Annotated in this window: 16 protein-coding genes; 8 read left to right on the top strand and 8 right to left on the bottom strand. The window is 73.2% G+C overall.

The window, feature by feature from the left end; genetic code table 11:
• Positions 1-226 (top strand): hypothetical protein (locus BM430_RS35080; RefSeq protein ID WP_210188461.1); only part of this gene is annotated, 226 nt, incomplete at its 5' end.
• Positions 227-350: 124 nt separating this feature from the next.
• On the opposite strand, the gene BM430_RS26710 is transcribed toward BM430_RS35080, so the two are convergent.
• Genes BM430_RS26710 through BM430_RS26700 form a run of 3 tightly spaced genes read right to left on the bottom strand, consistent with a single transcriptional unit; the run spans position 351 to position 2,245 of the window.
• Positions 351-821 carry a DUF3237 domain-containing protein gene (locus BM430_RS26710; RefSeq protein WP_093570270.1) on the bottom strand — a complete coding sequence of 157 codons (471 nt, stop codon included), beginning with the start codon at positions 819-821 and terminating at the stop codon, positions 351-353.
• An 18-nt stretch (positions 822-839) separates the two neighbouring features.
• Positions 840-1,697, bottom strand: coding sequence for a DUF1206 domain-containing protein (locus BM430_RS26705; RefSeq protein WP_093570269.1), 858 nt, complete (start codon positions 1,695-1,697; stop codon positions 840-842).
• Between the two features lie 11 nt (positions 1,698-1,708).
• Positions 1,709-2,245 carry a tellurite resistance TerB family protein gene (locus tag BM430_RS26700; RefSeq protein ID WP_093570268.1) on the bottom strand — a complete coding sequence of 179 codons (537 nt, stop codon included), beginning with the start codon at positions 2,243-2,245 and terminating at the stop codon, positions 1,709-1,711.
• A 135-nt stretch (positions 2,246-2,380) separates the two neighbouring features.
• Here BM430_RS26700 and BM430_RS26695 point away from each other — a divergent pair, with 135 nt between their 5' ends.
• Together BM430_RS26695 and BM430_RS26690 are read left to right on the top strand one after the other, a co-directional pair.
• Entirely contained in the window at positions 2,381-3,178 is a 798-nt protein-coding gene (locus BM430_RS26695) for a DUF3750 domain-containing protein (RefSeq protein WP_093570267.1), read from the top strand.
• Between the two features lie 144 nt (positions 3,179-3,322).
• On the top strand, positions 3,323-3,538 hold the full coding sequence (locus BM430_RS26690; protein WP_093570266.1) for a hypothetical protein: 216 nt from the start codon (positions 3,323-3,325) through the stop codon (positions 3,536-3,538).
• A 12-nt stretch (positions 3,539-3,550) separates the two neighbouring features.
• On the opposite strand, the gene BM430_RS26685 is transcribed toward BM430_RS26690, so the two are convergent.
• Both BM430_RS26685 and BM430_RS26680 read right to left on the bottom strand, forming a co-directional pair.
• Entirely contained in the window at positions 3,551-4,546 is a 996-nt protein-coding gene (locus BM430_RS26685; RefSeq protein ID WP_093570277.1) for a LacI family DNA-binding transcriptional regulator, read from the bottom strand.
• A gap of 51 nt (positions 4,547-4,597) precedes the next feature.
• Positions 4,598-5,638 carry an L-idonate 5-dehydrogenase gene (locus BM430_RS26680; RefSeq protein WP_093570265.1) on the bottom strand — a complete coding sequence of 347 codons (1,041 nt, stop codon included), beginning with the start codon at positions 5,636-5,638 and terminating at the stop codon, positions 4,598-4,600.
• 168 nt (positions 5,639-5,806) lie between these two features.
• Between BM430_RS26680 and BM430_RS26675 the strand changes: the two genes are divergently transcribed.
• A complete protein-coding gene (locus BM430_RS26675; protein WP_093570264.1) occupies positions 5,807-6,574 on the top strand; it encodes an SDR family oxidoreductase in 768 nt (255 codons plus the stop codon).
• A gap of 214 nt (positions 6,575-6,788) precedes the next feature.
• Here BM430_RS26675 and BM430_RS26670 read toward each other — a convergent pair whose 3' ends face one another.
• Positions 6,789-7,484 (bottom strand): DNA-binding protein, encoded by a 696-nt coding sequence (locus tag BM430_RS26670; RefSeq protein WP_093570263.1) that lies wholly within the window; start codon positions 7,482-7,484, stop codon positions 6,789-6,791.
• 148 nt (positions 7,485-7,632) lie between these two features.
• Between BM430_RS26670 and BM430_RS26665 the strand changes: the two genes are divergently transcribed.
• From BM430_RS26665 to BM430_RS26655, 3 genes are all read left to right on the top strand, one after another.
• Positions 7,633-8,301: a response regulator gene (locus BM430_RS26665; protein WP_093570262.1), complete on the top strand. Its 669-nt coding sequence runs from the start codon at positions 7,633-7,635 to the stop codon at positions 8,299-8,301.
• Positions 8,298-9,623 carry a sensor histidine kinase gene (locus BM430_RS26660; RefSeq protein ID WP_093570261.1) on the top strand — a complete coding sequence of 442 codons (1,326 nt, stop codon included), beginning with the start codon at positions 8,298-8,300 and terminating at the stop codon, positions 9,621-9,623. Before BM430_RS26665 ends, BM430_RS26660 begins: the two co-directional genes overlap by 4 nt.
• 116 nt (positions 9,624-9,739) lie before the next feature.
• Positions 9,740-10,819 (top strand): alpha/beta hydrolase, encoded by a 1,080-nt coding sequence (locus tag BM430_RS26655; RefSeq protein ID WP_093570260.1) that lies wholly within the window; start codon positions 9,740-9,742, stop codon positions 10,817-10,819.
• 46 nt (positions 10,820-10,865) lie between these two features.
• Here the strand turns inward: BM430_RS26655 and BM430_RS26650 are convergent, their stop codons facing one another.
• Together BM430_RS26650 and BM430_RS26645 are read right to left on the bottom strand one after the other, a co-directional pair.
• Positions 10,866-13,022: a methyl-accepting chemotaxis protein gene (locus tag BM430_RS26650; protein WP_093570259.1), complete on the bottom strand. Its 2,157-nt coding sequence runs from the start codon at positions 13,020-13,022 to the stop codon at positions 10,866-10,868.
• Positions 13,023-13,337: 315 nt separating this feature from the next.
• Positions 13,338-13,952, bottom strand: coding sequence for a TetR/AcrR family transcriptional regulator (locus tag BM430_RS26645; protein WP_093570258.1), 615 nt, complete (start codon positions 13,950-13,952; stop codon positions 13,338-13,340).
• Between the two features lie 103 nt (positions 13,953-14,055).
• Here BM430_RS26645 and BM430_RS26640 point away from each other — a divergent pair, with 103 nt between their 5' ends.
• Positions 14,056-15,294, top strand: a complete 1,239-nt coding sequence (locus BM430_RS26640; protein WP_244539675.1) for an efflux RND transporter periplasmic adaptor subunit — start codon at positions 14,056-14,058, stop codon at positions 15,292-15,294.
• Positions 15,295-15,663 lie beyond the last annotated feature (369 nt).

The raw sequence follows: 15,663 nt of genomic DNA, 5'->3' as shown, positions 1-15,663 counted from the left end.
CGTCGTCCCGCCGCCGCTTGAGGAGCGGCGGGACGACGCCTTCGGTGAGCAAGGAGCCAAAGAGCACGGCCAAGGCCAGAGCAGGATGAGGGACCCCTGGGACCAGGACACTCCGCCACGTCATCGCGCGGCACAGCGCGTCGGGATGTTGGGAGCCTGGTTCTCGCAAGGAACGCTTGTGCGCACCCCTTGGTGGCCCGCCGTCGTCCTCGTCGCGATCCCGTGACGGCACGACGGCATCAGAGGCCGGATACATGACTGCTCCTGAACCGACTGGCACAAACCGAGGCTCACAAACCCTTGCGAAACGGGGGCCGTCCATACATGACGTCGAGAGCGTCGATACAGCCTCACATCACCCCATACACGTCATAGACCGGCCCCTCCGGCAGCCGCTGCCCCACCCCCACGGCGACCACTCGGTTGAGCCAGGCGAGATCCGCCGCCCCGGTCTCGAAGCGCAACGCCGTGCGGAAATAATACTCGCCGGGTGCCACCGCCTCGCCGCGGCCGAGGCGGGCCAGCACCTCGGGCGGGCCGGCGCGCAGGCCGGTATACTGGCAGTAGACCAGGGCACCGCCGGACGCCCGAAAAGTCAGGCGCACGTCGAGATGGGTGGTGCCGTCGGGCTCGACCCGCAGCCAGTCGCCGGCCGGGCCGGGCAGCACCTCGCCCGAGAGCCGCGGGCCCGTGACGGTGCCGCCGGTGACGGGCACGACCCGCAGGTCGGTGCCGCGGGACGCGCCGATCCCTTGGGGGGCGCCGACCGTCAGGGCCATGCGGAACAGGAACTCGGTGTTGAGCGGCAGCGGCGCGTCCATGCGGTCTCCTTACGATTCTTATCGGGCGATATCCTCCACCGCCCGGCGCGCCGCGTCGAGGTCCGGCGGGTCGATACGGCGGTAGCGGGCCTGGACGAGGCCGAACACCCCGAAGGCGGCGAGCCCCGCCGCGGTGAGGCCGAGCAGCACCCAGCCATAGGGTTCGCCCCGCAGGGCCTGGAGGGCGCCGCCGAGGCCCTTGACCTCGCTCGACCGGCTTGCGAGCGCCGCGGCGATCAGGAAACCGCCGATCAGCCCGAAGGTGAGCGCCCGGGCGGCGTAGCCGAAGCGGCCGACATGGCGCACCCAGTCGCGGGCATCGACGGGCACGGAGAGGCGCTTGCACACGTCGCCCTTCCACGCCTTCCACGCGAAGGCGAGGCCGGCGCCGATGACGACGAGCCCGACGGCGCCGACGAGCCACTGGCCGAAGGGCTGCTGCAGCAGCCAGGCGGTCCAGTCCCGCGCGCCCTGGTCCTCGGCCTGGCGCGCCGTGCCGCGCCCGAGGGCCGCCAGCATCATCGAGACGCCGAGGCCGCCATAGGTGAAGCCGCTGACGAGGTGGCCGGCCCGGGTCGCCAGCCCCTTGGCCGAACGGCCGTAGTCGTCGGCGTCGGTGAGCGCCTCGACCACCCGCCATAGCGCGAAGGCCGCGAGCCCGAACGCCACGATCCCGAGCAGGATCCAGCCGAAGGGCCGCTCCAGCAGGATCAGGAGCGCGCTGCGGCTGCCCCCGGTCTGGCCGCCGACGCCGATCGCCGCCAGCACCGCGAGGCCGCCGACGAGGCAGTAGGTCACGCCGCGGGCGCCGTAGCCGAGGCGGGCGAGCAGTTCGAGGGCTTGCCGGCCGCGGGAAGGCACGAGGCCTCGGCGCATGGCGGTTCCCCTCAGGCCGCGAGGCCGGATTCGACCCGGGCCAAAGCCGCCTCGTCGAGGTCGAGGGCCTCGGCCAGCATGCGCAGGAAGGTGCGCTCCTGCATCGTGTCGGGATCGATGGCGAGGCGGGCCGCGGCGTAGACCCGGGCGCCGGCCTCCGGATCCTGCACCCGGTCGGCGATCTCGTCGATCGTCGCCGGATCCTCCAGTTCGCGGGCGAGCCATTGCCGGCCGGCGAGGTCGAGGCCGGATTCGGCGACCGCCGCGTCGAGCCGCTCCCGCTCGCGGGCGTCGATCACCCCGTCGGCGGCCGAGGCCGCCACCATGATGCGCAGGCAGAGCGTCGCCTCGTCGTCGCTGAGGGCGCCGGCCTCGAAGGGCGTCCCGGAGGCCGTCGCTGCCGACTTGGTGCCGGCCGGCGCCTCCGGCTGCGTCGCCCGCAGGGCGAGCCCGGCGATCAGCGCCAGCCCGCCGAGGGCCGCGGACGCCGCGATCCCGCCGCGGCGGCTGCGCACCAGGGCGTCCAGCACCCGCTTCACCTCGGCCATCGCGCTCTCCCGTCATCATCGTCTCTTTGCCGACAACGGTCTCGTCCGGCTCCGGTTCGCCGGAGGGTGCGGTCACGGACGGATCCTTCGCCGCGGCCGTTGCGCCGCCACGCGCGACGCGCCATCTCTCCGGTCATGCTTCTCGCCCTGGCCTGGCTGGCGCGCACCCTCGTGCTCGCGCTCGTTCTCCTGTTCCTGCTGCCGCTCGCCGCCCACGCCCTGTGGTGGTGGAGCCGCGACGACCTCGCACCCGACTGGTCCACCGCCGACTGGTCGAGCGCGCGGCTCCTGCCCGCCGCCGCCGCAACGCCGCAGGCGATCGTGCGGATCTACGCCGCCCGGGTCGGGCGCTGGCGGGGCATTTTTGCCCACCACACCTGGATCGTCGTCAAGGAGGCCGGCGCCCCGCGCTACACCCGCTACGACGTCGTCGGCTGGGGCCTGCCGGTGCGGACCGACGCCTACGCGGCCGACGCGCGCTGGTTCGGCAACCCGCCGCAGGTGGTGCTGGCCCTCGACGGCGAGGCGGCGGCGCGCGCGGTGCCGGCCATCCGCGCGGCGGTCGCGGCCTATCCCTACGCCAAGGCCGGCAGCTACAACGCCTGGCCGGGGCCGAACTCCAACACCTTCGTGGCCCACGTGCTGCGGGCGGTGCCGGACCTCGCCGTGGCGCTGCCGCCGACGGCTCTGGGCAAGGACTTTTCGGAGAGCCTGGTCGCCTGGACGCCGAGCCGCACCGGGGTGCAGATCTCGGGCAGAGGCTATCTCGGCCTCACCCTCGGCTGGGTCGAGGGGATCGAGCTGAACGTGCTCGGCACGGTGGCGGGGCTCGACCTGCGCCGCCCGGCCCTGAAGCTGCCCGGCTGGGGCCGCATCGGCATGGACACGGCCGGCGCGACGGAGACGCTGATCGCCCCGACGGCGCGGGGGTGAGCGGGCGCCCCTGTTGCTCTCGGGTGTTGCTCCCGGGCACCGATGCGCGGGCCAGGGAGCCGTCCGGCGAATCATCCGAACGCGGGTCGTGAACCAAACCATGGTGCAGCGCGTTGACGCTGGCTCCGAGGTTTGCACTGCCACATGTCCAGCTCCCGATTCGTCAGGGTCGACGCGGCCCCCTCCCCGCTCTCCGGCCCCTTCGCCCCGGTCCTCACGGGCGTCTCGCGCGGGCTGCAGGACCTGTTCCCGCTGGTCGAGCTGCCCCAGGCGGCGCGCGTCGTGCGGGACGAGGAGGAGCACGAGGCCGTGGCCCCGGTGCTGCGGCCGCGTCAGGGTCCGGAGCCGCGTCTGGCCTGACGGCACACTCCCCTAACCGGTGCTCTCCCGCAGAACGAGGCGAAACCCCAGATCGACCACCGCCGGCGCGACCGCCTCCCCGTCGAGGAGCCCGAGAAGCAGCTCGCCGGTTCGCCGTCCGATCCCGACCGGATCGACCGCGATGGTGGAGAGGCGCGGCACGCATTGGCGGCCGATCTCGAAGTCGCCGAAGCCGAGGATCCGGACGTCCTGCGGCACGCGCAGGCCGCGGCGCTGGCACTCCATCAGGGCGCCGAAGGCCGAGATGTCGGAGACGAGGAAGACCGCCTGCGCACCGCCGCGGGCGAGCAATTCGGCCATCGCCTCGGCCCCGTGCGCGAAGGCGCCCGCCGCCCGTCCGTGATGCAGGATCAGGTCGTCCGGGAGCCCGGCCTGCCGGAGGCCGTCGCCTAGGCCGCGCAGGCGCTCCTCGCCGCGAAAGTCCCGGGCCTCGCCGGTCCGCTCCGGTCCGAGCCCGGCGATGCGGGTGGCGCCGAGGTCGATCAGGGCCTGGGCGGCGAGGCGGCCGGCCTCGTAGTTGGAGAAGCCCACCGCCCGGTCGACCGGCATCTCGGGCCGGTCCCAGATCTCCACCACCGGCACGCCGGCGCGGGCCAGCAGATCGCGGGCGGCAGGAGAGTGCCGCATGCCGGCCACCACGATCGCGTCCGGCCGGCGCGGCAGCATCGCGCGCAAAACCACCTCCTCCTCGGCCACCGAGTAGCCGGTGACCCCGATCAGCGGCTGGTAGCCGCGCGGGCGCATCGCCGCGGTGAGGCCGGCGGCGGTGTCGGCGAAGTTCGGGTTGGTGAGCGTCGGGACGATCAGAGCGACGAAGCCGGTGCGCCGCGACGACAGGCCCCCCGCCCCGCGATCCGGCACGTAGCCGAGCCGGTCCACCGCCGCGAGCACCCGCGCCCGGGCCTCCGGGGAGACGAGGCCGGGCTCGGCCAGCGTCCGCGAGACCGTCATCGGCGAGACGCCCGCGAGGCGCGACACGTCGCGCATCGTCGGCGCCCGGCGGGGCGTCACCCGGTCCCCGGACACGGGGGACGCCGGCTAGAAGGCGAGGTGGACCTTGATCGCCCGGCTGCGGTCGGCGGCGAGCGCGAAGGCCTCGTCGGCCCGGCTCATCGGCATCTCGGCCGAGAGGATCGGCCCGACATCGATCCGGCCGGCGGCGAGCAGCGCGATGGCGGTGCGGTACTCCTCGTGGAAGCGGAAGGCGCCGACGAAGTCGATCTCGCGCGCCATCAGCATGTTGGCCGGCACCGGCACGTCGCCGGGCGGCATCATGCCGAGCTGCACCACCCGGCCGCCGGGCCGCACCACCCGGAACAGCGAGGCCAGCGCCACCGGCGAGCCGGTGGCCTCCAGCGCGACGTCGAAGGTGCCCTTGTCGGCCTCGTAGGCGGCGAGCCGCTCGGGCTCGCTCCCGACATTGATGGTCTCGGCCGCGCTGATCTCCCGGGCGATGCTGAGCGGCGCATCGGACAGGTCGGTGCAGACGATCCGGCGGGCGCCGGCGAGCTTCGCCGCCATCAGGCACAGGAGGCCGATCGGCCCGGCCCCGGCGATGAGGACGTGGCGGCCGAGGAGCTCCCCGGCCCGCCGGATCCCGTGCAGCGACACCGCCAGCGGCTCGCCGCAGGCCGCGACCCGCATCGGCATCGAATCGGGGATCGGCACGCACTGGTCGGCCCGGGCGAGGAAGAGCTCGCTGAAGCCGCCCTGGACGTGCGGGTAGATCGCCGCCGAGCCGAAGAAGCGCATGTTGCGGCACAGGTTCGAGCGGCCGGCACGGCAATAGTCGCAAGCGAGGCAGGGCCGACTCGGATCGACCGCGACCCGGTCGCCCGGCTTGACGCTGGTGACGGCCGCGCCGACCCGCTCCACCGTGCCGGCGACCTCGTGGCCGAGCACCATCGGCTCGCACAACGAGAAGTCGCCGACCCGGCCCTTGCCGTAATAGGACAGGTCCGAGCCGCAGATGCCGCCCGCGCCGAGAGCGACCACGACCTCGTCGGCCGCCGGCTCGCGGAGCGAGATCGCCTCGACCCGCAGGTCCTTGGCAGCGTGGATGCGCGCGGCGAGCGTCATAGGTCAGGTCTCCTCCCGGTGCGGCGTCCGGACCAGCGCTCTTATTTCGCGCCGAGATGCCGCTTGCGCTGGTACCGGTACCATGGTTCCCTTACCGTACAAGCGCAATCGCGGGAGCGGCCTTTTTCGGCCGCCGGGACCGGGGCGCACCAGGGGAGGAAGCGTCTCGTGTCGACCGCCTTGTTCGATCTGTCGGGCCGTCGCGCCCTGGTGACCGGCTCCAGCCAGGGCATCGGCCTGTCGCTGGCGCTCGGCCTCGGCCGCGCCGGGGCGGCGATCGTGCTCAACGGCCGCGACCGGGACAAGCTCGACGGCGCGGTGGCCGAATTGCGCAAGGAGGGTCTCACGGCCGAGGCCGCGGCCTTCGACGTGTCGGATTCCGCCGCCGTGAAGGCCGGCATCGATCGGATCGAGGCCGAGATCGGCGCGATCGACATTCTGGTGAACAATGCCGGCATCCAGCGCCGCGGACCGCTCGAGGACTACTCCGTCGAGACCTGGCACGAGCTGATGCGGATCAACCTCGACAGCGTGTTCTACGTCGGCCAGGCGGTGGCCCGGCACATGATTGCGCGCAAGCGCGGCAAGATCATCAACATCGCCAGCCTGCAGAGCGAGGCGGCGCGCTACTCGATCGCCCCCTACACCGCCTCGAAGGGCGCGGTGAAGAACCTGACCAAGGGCATGTGCACCGACTGGGCCCGCCACGGCCTGCAGGTGAACGGCATCGGCCCGGGCTACTTCGCCACGCCGCTGAACCAGGCGCTGATCGAGAACCCGGAATTCGACGCCTGGCTGAAGAACCGCACCCCCGCCGGGCGCTGGGGCCGGGTGGAGGAATTGCAGGGCGCGGCGATCTTCCTGGCGTCGTCGGCCTCGGACTTCGTCAACGGGCAGATCCTGTACGTCGATGGGGGCGTGCTGGCGACGTTGTGAGTTTGTCTTTTTCCACACTCCAACCATGACACCCTCCGTGTCATCCCGGGGCCGCGAAAGCGGAACCCGGGATCCATGAACGCTGAGGCTTCAGGACGAAGCGGACCGCGATCCGCGTCTTTCTCCAGTGTCGGCGGTTATGGATTCCGGGTTCTCGCTTACAGCGAGCCCCGGAATGACAGGGTGGGTGTCAGACGCCGTCGGACCCCGACTGTCAGAACACCCGCTTCTCGCGGATCTGCCCGTCGAAGCCGACATGGAGCATCCGCTCCTTGCCGTCCTGGCCCTTGGCCGCCACGTCGAGGTGGCGCGGCCCGCGGCCGGCGACCCGCACATCCGTGTAGCCGGCATCCGTGACCGCCTTGGTGAGGGCCGGGACGTCGACGCTCGGGCCCAAGCCCATCTTGTCCTTCGCCCAGTCGAGGCCGCCGGGGGGCGGGCCCACCGGGCGCAACGCCTCGACGCGGCCGTCGGCCCGGGTGAGCGCGGCGGCATGCAGGAAGCCGTTCTCGAACCGGCCCTGCACGGTCACGGTCTCGCCTTTGGCGACGAGCTTCGCCCCCTCCCCGGCCCGGCCGGTCTCGACCAGCGCCCGGCCGGTGCCGTCCTGGAGGATGAACTTGTTGCCAAAAATCTCGGCGACCTCGCCCTTGGCGGCGGTGGCGCCGGAGGGGGCGAGCGCGCTCACCGCGACCGGTGCGACGGGGGTGAGCGGTGTCTGCGCCTGCTGGGCCAGCGAGAGCCCGACGGCACCGAGCGCCAGCGGCACCGCGACGGCGCCGACGAGGAGGCCGCGGCGGGGCCGCGGGCGCGGGGGGACGGGCGCCCCGGTGTTCGGGGTCTCAGTCTTCGGGGTCTCGCGGGTCTCGATCGCGACGGCCTTGCCCTCGATGGTGGTGTGGTCGGTCATGTCGGTGTTCCCTGTGTGTGAAAGCCCTGTCCGGGTCGGCGCTGCTTCTACGTCAGGCCCCGGGAACCGGGCCTGAACCTGCCCGTTCAGGTTCGGTTAAACCGCCGGGACTACGGCGGAATCCGCTTTCGACACGTGGTCCCTCCCCATGAAGCTCCTGCTCGTCGAGGACGACGCGGCCCTCGCAGCCGAGATCCTGCGGGTCCTGCGCGCCGAGAACTGCGCCGTCGATCACGCCCGCAACGGCGAGGACGGCGCGCATCTCGGCGACACCGAGACCTACGACGCGGCGGTGCTCGATCTCGGCCTGCCGAAGCGCGACGGGATCGCGGTGCTCCAGGGCTGGCGCGCGGCCGGGCGCACCCTGCCGGTGCTGATCCTCACCGCCCGGGACGCGTGGAGCGACAAGGTGGCGGGCTTCAAGGCCGGGGCCGACGACTACCTGGTGAAGCCGTTCCGGGTCGAGGAGCTGGTGATCCGCCTGCGCGCGCTGGTGCGCCGCGCCGCCGCCCACGGGGCGACGACCGTCACCTGCGGGCCGGTCAGCTTCGATCCCGGCCTCGGCGCCTTCACCCGCGACGGGCTGCCGCTCAAGCTCACCGCGCTCGAATGGCGGGTGCTCTCCTGCCTGATCCTGCGCCGGGACGGAGTGGTGCCACGGGGCGAATTGCTGGAGCGGGTCTACGAGGGCGACGCCGAGGTCGATTCGAACTCGGTCGAGGTCATCATCACGCGGCTGCGCCGCAAGATCGCGCCGGCCCGGATCGAGACCGTACGCGGCCACGGCTACCGGCTCACCGCCGGCGAGGCGTCGTGACGGCTCTCGGCCAGATCGGGTCGCTGCGCCGGCGCCTGCTCCTCGGGGCGCTGGCGCTGATCGCGACCGCGCTCGTGGTGGCGGGCCTCGCGATCGGGCTGATCCTCGCCCGCTTCGTGCGCGGTCAGATCGACCAGCGGCTCGACGCGCAGATCGTCTCCCTGGTCTCGGGGCTGGAGCCGGGGCCGGCCCTGCGGCTCTCCCGCGACCTCGACGCGCCGCCCTTCGACCGGCCGGGCTCGGGCTGGACCTGGCAGGTGACCCGCGGCTCCGCCCGGCTCGGCTCCGGCTCGCTCGGCGACCGCACCCTCGCCGTAACGTCCGCGCCGGCGGCCGACGACGACCGGCCCCGCCCGGCGGACGGCGCCGGGCCGCGCGGCGAGGCCCTGATCCTGCGCGTCCTCGCCCTGCCGGACGGCACGGTGGTGGCGGCGAGCGCGCCGCGGGCGGCCCTCTACGGCCCGTTGCGCGAGGCGGGGCTGGCGCTCGCCGCGAGCCTCGGGGTGCTGGGCCTGTGCCTCGCCGCCGGCGCGGTGGCGCAGGTGCGGCTGGGGCTTCGCCCCCTCGACCGGCTGCGCCAGGAGCTGGAATCCGTGCGGGCGGGTCGGCGCGAGCGGGTGCCCGATCCGCAGCCGGCGGAGGTCCGGCCGCTCGCCGCCGAGATCAACGCCCTCCTCGACCAGAACGCCGCGCAGCTCGCCCAGGCCCGCACCCACGTGGCGAACCTCGCCCACGGGTTGAAGACGCCCCTCGCCACCCTGTCGCTCGCCCTCTCCGAGCCCGGCCGCGACCCGGACGGGCGCCTGTCGCAGCTCGTCGCCCATCTCGACCGCGGGGTGCGCCACCATCTGCGCCGGGCCCGCAGCGCCGCGCTGACCGGGGCGGCCCGGATCCGCACCGAACTCGCCGGTCCGGTCGCCGACCTCGCCGGCGCGCTCGAACGGCTCCACGCCGACAAGGGAGTGCGGGTGACCTGCGCCGTCCCGCCCGGCCTCGCCGCGGCCTGCGACCCGCAGGATCTCGACGAGATGCTGGGCAACCTCGTCGACAATGCCTGCACCTGGTGCCGGCGCGAGGTGCGGGTGTCGGCGGAAGGCGCGGGCAGCGACGTGGTGGTGGCGATCGAGGATGACGGGCCGGGCCTCGGGCCCGAGGCCCTGGCGGCGGTGGTGCAGCGCGGCCGGCGCCTCGACGAGCGGGTGCCCGGCCACGGATTCGGCTTGGCGATCACCACGGAACTCGCCGAGCTCTACGGCGGCGGGCTCGCGCTCGACCGGTCGGCGATGGGGGGATTGCGGGCGCGGCTGCGGCTGCCGGGGTGAGACCCGCCACCCGCGCGACGCCGGCTTGCGGGCATACTCCGCCGCCCTACACTGCATCGGACCGGGGGAAGCGTCGCACGAGACGGCGCGGAGACCGGCCGGGAGGAGTTTTGTCCATGACCGATCGTCCGCGCCGCCTCGGCGGCTGGAGCGGCGCCCTGACGGGTGCCGTGACCCTGGCGGCCCTCGCCGCCGTCACCCAAGCGGCCGCACAAGGCGCGCCGCCGCCGCTGCAGGTGCCGGCGAAGAGCGTCCCGGTGCCGGACGACGTCAGCCCGCAGATGGCGAAGATCATCGGCGCGCCCCTGCGCACGAACTGGGACATCCAGCCGAAGACCGGGGAGGCGTGGAAGCCCGTCGCCGAGGCCGGCGCGGCCGCGCTGGCTAAGCTCGTGCCCGGGATGCTCGAACGGCTGAAGGTGAAGGTCGAGCGCACCACGATCGACGGCGTGCGGGCCTTCATCCTCACCCCCGAGGAGATCCCGCCGGAGAACCGCAACCGGCTCCTCGTCCACGTCCATGGCGGCTGCTACGTGCTCAATCCCGGCGAGGCCGGCCTGCCGGAGGCGATCTTCATGGCCGGGTTCGGCCGCTTCAAGGTCATCTCGGTCGATTACCGGATGCCCCCGGAGGCGACCTATCCGGCTGCGCACGACGACGCCATGACGGTGTGGAAGGCGGCCAGCAGGATGGCCGACCCGAAGAACATGGCGATCTTCGGCACCTCGGCGGGCGGGGCGCTGACCCTCGCCATGGTGCTGCGGGCCAAGCAGGAGGGGCTGCCGCTGCCTGCCGCGATCGCCCCCGGCACGCCGATGTCCGACACCACCAAGGTCGGCGACAGCTTCGTCACCAACGCGATGCTCGACAACGTGCTGGTCTCCCCCGACGGCTTCTGCGACGCCGGGGCCAAGGTCTACGCCAACGGCCACGACCTGAAGGACCCGATGCTGTCGCCGGTCTACGGCGACATGCACGGCTTCCCGCCGACGATCCTGACCACCGGCACCCGCGACCTGCTCCTGTCGAACACCGTGCGGGTGCACCGCAAGCTGCGCGACGCCGGGGTCGAGGCCTACCTCCAGGTCGGCGAGGGGCAGTCGCACGCCCACTACATCCGCGACGACACCGCGCCCGAGACCCGGAAGGTGTTCGAGGAGATCGCCTGGTTCTTCAACCGGCATCTCGGCCGGTAGCGACACGGGGCTGGCGGTCGTCTCTCCCGACCGCCGGCTCCGAGCTTCAGGCGGCGCGGACGCTGCTCAAGAAACCGTCGACCTCCCGGCGCAGGCGGGCGCACTGGTCCGACAGGGCATCGGAGGCCTGTGCGACCTCGCCGGCCGCGCGGCCGGCGCTGCCCGCCGCGTCGGCGACCTCGCCGATGTCGCGGGTCATCGCGGCGGTGCCGTCCGTCGCCTCGGCCATCTGGCGCACGATCTCGTGGGTCATCGCGCCCTGTTCCTCGATCGCCGAGGCGATGCCGGTCGCGACCTGGCTCATCGCCTCGATCTGCGCGGTGACGCCGGCGATCGCCGCCCCGGCGCCCTGGCTGGTCGACTGGATCGCCGCGACGTGGCGGCCGATCTCGTCGGTCGCCCTCGCGGTCTGGCCGGCGAGTTCCTTCACCTCCGCGGCGACCACCGCGAAGCCGCGCCCGGCCTCGCCGGCCCGCGCCGCCTCGATGGTGGCGTTCAGCGCCAGCAGGTTGGTCTGGCCGGCGATCTGCGAGACGAGGCCGACGACGTCGCCGATGCGGGCGGCGGCGGCGGAGAGATCCGCCATCGTGCCGCCGGCGTCGCGGGCCTGCGCCACCGCCTCGGCCGACATCGAGGCGGCCTGCACGACCTGGCGGCCGATCTCCGCGACGGTCGCGCCGAGCTCCTCGGCCGCCGCCGCGACGGCGCCGACATTGCCGCTGGTCTGGCGCGCGGTGGCGGCGACGCCGACCGAGCGGGACGCGGTCCCCTCGACGGCGCGGGTCACGGCGCCGGAGGCTCCGGTCAGCCCCTCGGCCGTCCCCGAGACCGCCGTCACGATGCCGCCGACAGAGACCTCGAATCGGTCGGCGAGGTCGCGCAGCAGGCCGCGCCGGGCCTGCTCCTCGCGCAGGCGCGCCGCCTCGGTGGTCCGGAGCTGCTGCGCCGCGTCCTCGAGCGACAGGTCGCGGATCATCGCGACGGCCCGGGCGATGTCGCCGATCTCGTCGCGGCGCCGGTGGCCGGGCACCTCGTCGAGGGTTTTGCGGGCGGCCAGCGCGTTGAGCGCCGCGGTGAGCGCGCCGAGGGGCCGCACGATCGCCCGCGACATCAGGAGCCCGAGGATCGCGGTGCCGGCGAGCACGGCGAGGCCGATCGACACCAGGATGCGCGACAGGGCGTCCACGGACCGCAGCGCCTCGGCCTCGGACTGCTCGGCCAGCATGGTCCAGCGGGTGCCGAGCACCGGAACCGCGGCGCTCACCGCCATGCGGCGGCCGGTCGGCGCCTCGTAGGAGAACGGCGCCTGGGCGGCGACCTGGTCCGGGGTGAAGCCGAGGCCGCTCGCGGGAGCGCCGGCCGCAACGCCCGTCGACAGGGGCGGCGCGGCGCGCAGGCGTCCGTCGGCCCCGATCGCCAGGGTCTGGCCGCTCTCGCCGAGGCCGGCGCGCTGCGCCAGGGTCGCGTCGAACAGGGCGGGGGTGATCCGCATCACGATGTACCCGGCCCGCTCGACGGCTTGCGCGGTGCCCATGGCGACGTTGGCGCGCCGGCTCATCGCCTTGCCGATGAAGGCCGCCGGGGCCCCGCCGACCGGGTAGGCGGAAAAATCCGCGAAGGAGACCGCGTCGGGCGCCGCCCCCTTCATCTGCGCGAACAGCCGGGCGAGGCCGGTCTCGCGCAGGGCCGGATCGGCGACCGAGGCGGCGAAGTCGTCGCCCTTGGTCGCCGTGTAGACGATGCGCCCGTCGGGATCGAGGAACAGCAGGTCGGCGTAGCCGGGCCGTCCCAGGAGCTTGCGGGCCACCTCCTGCACCTTGACGTGCCGGCGGCCATACATCGTGTTGGTGGTGGTGCCGTCGAAGGCGAGCCGCGCGTCCAAGGTGGGCGGGGCCCGGAACGCCGCCAGGATCCCGGCATAATCGGGCTTGGCCGGGTCGAGGGTCTCGATCAGGTCGGTGAAGTTCGAGGCGACCTGCGGGTGGCCCGCGGCGGCGGCGAAATCGGCCTTGGCCTGGTCGGCGACGAGGGCGATGCCGTGGCCGGTCGCCGTCGCGGCGAGAGCGAGCCGGTCCTGGACGGCCGCGACCAGGCTGCTCTTCGCGGAGTACCAGCTCAAGCCCCCCATCACCGTCGCGCTGACGAGCGCGAGCCCGACGATGGTCGAGGGCAGCCTGACGGCCAGCTTGGACAGGGACGGCATGGGGTGATCCGGCTCGCGACGTGCTGTTCGGCGTTGCGGGCCCCGGTGAGGACCCGATGAGACGCGGGGCGCGAATGCCCCTCGACCGCCACGAAGCCGGATCGACGATAATTTCCGGTAAAGATCTAACGAAGGGTCATGGCGTTGATTGGCCAATATTACCCAAGGGGCCAGCCGCGAATCATGGCCTTACGGTTAGCTCGCCCGAGGACACTTGCCGCTCGACCCGGATCCACCGCACGGCCCCGCCTCTCAGGGCACTCGACCGTGGGGCAGCCCTCCGCCGAAACGGCGGCGAGCCGGGCCGCCCTCGCATCAGCCCGATCCGTCGGCCGCCGCGCCGCAGACCGGGAACGCCCCGAGCGACACGAGCGCCACCTCCCGCAGCGCCTCCCGGTCCGCCCCCGAGGAGGCCAGCACGCCCATGCCGGAGGCGACCGTCGACAGGAAGCGGGCGAGCGCGGCCGGGTCGCTGCCCTCGGGGAGATCACCCTCCTCCCTCGCCTGCACGAAACGCTCGCGCAATTCGGCCTCCCCTTGCGCGCGGCGGGCGGCGAGCTCGAAGGGGATGTTTTCGGAACCCGCGCCGCAGGCCAGCCCCCCCTGGACCAGCAGGCAGCCCGGCGGGTTCGCCGGATCGGTGTGGCTCTCGGCGATGCTCGACAGGAAGCGCTCGGCGACGTCGCGGGCGGTCGCGCCGGCCAGCACGTAGCGCATGTGTTCCGAGCGCCGCTCGGCGTAGCGGTCGAGGGCGGCCTTCAGCAGGCCCTCCTTGCTGCCGAAGGCGGCGTAGAGGCTCGGCGGCTTGATGCCCATCGCCTTGGTCAGCATGGCGAGGGTCGCCCCGTCGTAGCCGTGGCGCCAGAACACCTCCATCGCCTCGTCGAGGGCCTTCTCCGTGCAGAAGGCCCGGGGCCGCCCCATCACCATTGTCCTCTGGCTCCAACTTTTGTATCGAGTGGTAGATAAGTCTCTTGACGGCCGGCGTCCATGCCGACATGTGTAACGCATCTTACAGATGTCGGAGCCGGTCGTGAATCCCGATCCTGCTGTCGTCCCTTCGAAAAAGACCCCGCGCCTCGCCGCGGCCGGCCTCGCCCTCGTGCTTGTCGCAGGGGCATCCTACCATTTCGCTCCCCTGTCGCGCCTCTCGGGCAACCAAGCGATTGCCGCGACGCAGCCGGTCGAGCAGGCGGTCCCCGTGCCCGTCGCCGCGGTCGAGCCGCGCGACGTGGTGCTGTTCGACGAGTTCTCCGGCCGCCTCGAGGCGGTCGAGCGCGTCGACGTGCGGGCCCGGGTCGGCGGTGCGGTCGCGGCGACGCACTTTTCCGAGGGCGACCTCGTCCGCGCCGGCGACCTCCTGGTGACGATCGACCCCGCGCCCTACGCGGCCGAGGTGCAGCGCCTGGAGGCGCAGGTCGCCGTCGCCGAGGCGCGGCTGGCGCTGACGGCGAGCGACTACGAGCGCGGGCAGCGCCTGTCGGACCAGCGCATCGTCACCGCCCGCGACCTCGACGTGCGGGCGAACGCCTTCAAGGAGGCGAAGGCTAATCTCGACGCCGCGAAGGCGACGCTGGCTTCCGCCCGGCTCAACCTCGACTACACGCAGGTGCGGGCGGCGGTGGGCGGCCGGGTCGGGCGCCGGGAGATCACCCCGGGCAACCTCGTGGCGACGGGGGCGGGCGCCGCGGTGCTCACCACCCTGGTCTCGGTCGACCCGATCTACGCGAGCTTCGACGCCGACGAGACGGTGGTCTTGAAGGCGCTGAATGCCATCGCCGACCCGTCCGGCCGGCGCGGCAGGCTCGACCGCATCCCGGTCGAGATGGCGACCGCCGACGGCGAGCGCGCCAAGGGGCACCTCCAGTTCATCGACAACAAGGTCGATGCCCGCTCGGGTACGGTGCGGGTGCGCGCCACCTTCGCCAATGCCGACGGGCACCTGATCCCGGGCCAGTTCGCCCGGATGCGCCTCGGCCAGGCGGCGCCCGAGCGGCTGCTCCTCGTCGACGAGCGGGCGGTCGGCACCGACCAGGACAAGCGCTTCGTGCTGGTGGTCGGGGCCGACAACCGGGCCGAGTTCCGGGCGGTGACCCTCGGCCGGTCGGTCGAGGGCCTGCGGGTCGTCACCTCCGGCCTGTCGGGGGCTGAGCGGATCGTCGTCAACGGCCTGCAGCGGGTGCGCCCGGGCAGCCTCGTCAGCCCGTCGCCGGTCACGATGGGGGCACGGCCGATGCAGGAGCCGGGGACGGGCAAGCTGGCGCAGCGGTGAGGTGGGTGGCGGATGGCTTTCGGGCGTCGGCCCCCACCTCTCGACGTCATCCCGGGGCTCGCTGCAAGCGAGAACCCGGGATCCATAACCGCTGACGATCCAGAACCCGGCTCGACGCGCTCCGACTCGTCCTGAACCGTCGGCGGTTATGGATCCCGGGTTCCGCTGCGCGGCCCCGGGATGACGCGGAGGGTGGAAGATCTGTCGCGCAGATCGAGGCCAGCCCAAAGATCCACGCTGCCGTCCTCGCAGGTATTCAGAAATATATCTCAGTTCCCCTCTCCCGTGTGGGAGAGGGGCCAGGGGTGAGGGTGCTACGTCTCCGCGTAAAACTCGGATCGTTCCGGTCCCGGCACCCCGATCAGTGCT

It is taken from the genome of Methylobacterium sp. 174MFSha1.1, assembly GCF_900116815.1.
Lineage (GTDB): Bacteria > Pseudomonadota > Alphaproteobacteria > Rhizobiales > Beijerinckiaceae > Methylobacterium.
This window is presented reverse-complemented; position numbering and strand designations above follow the sequence as displayed.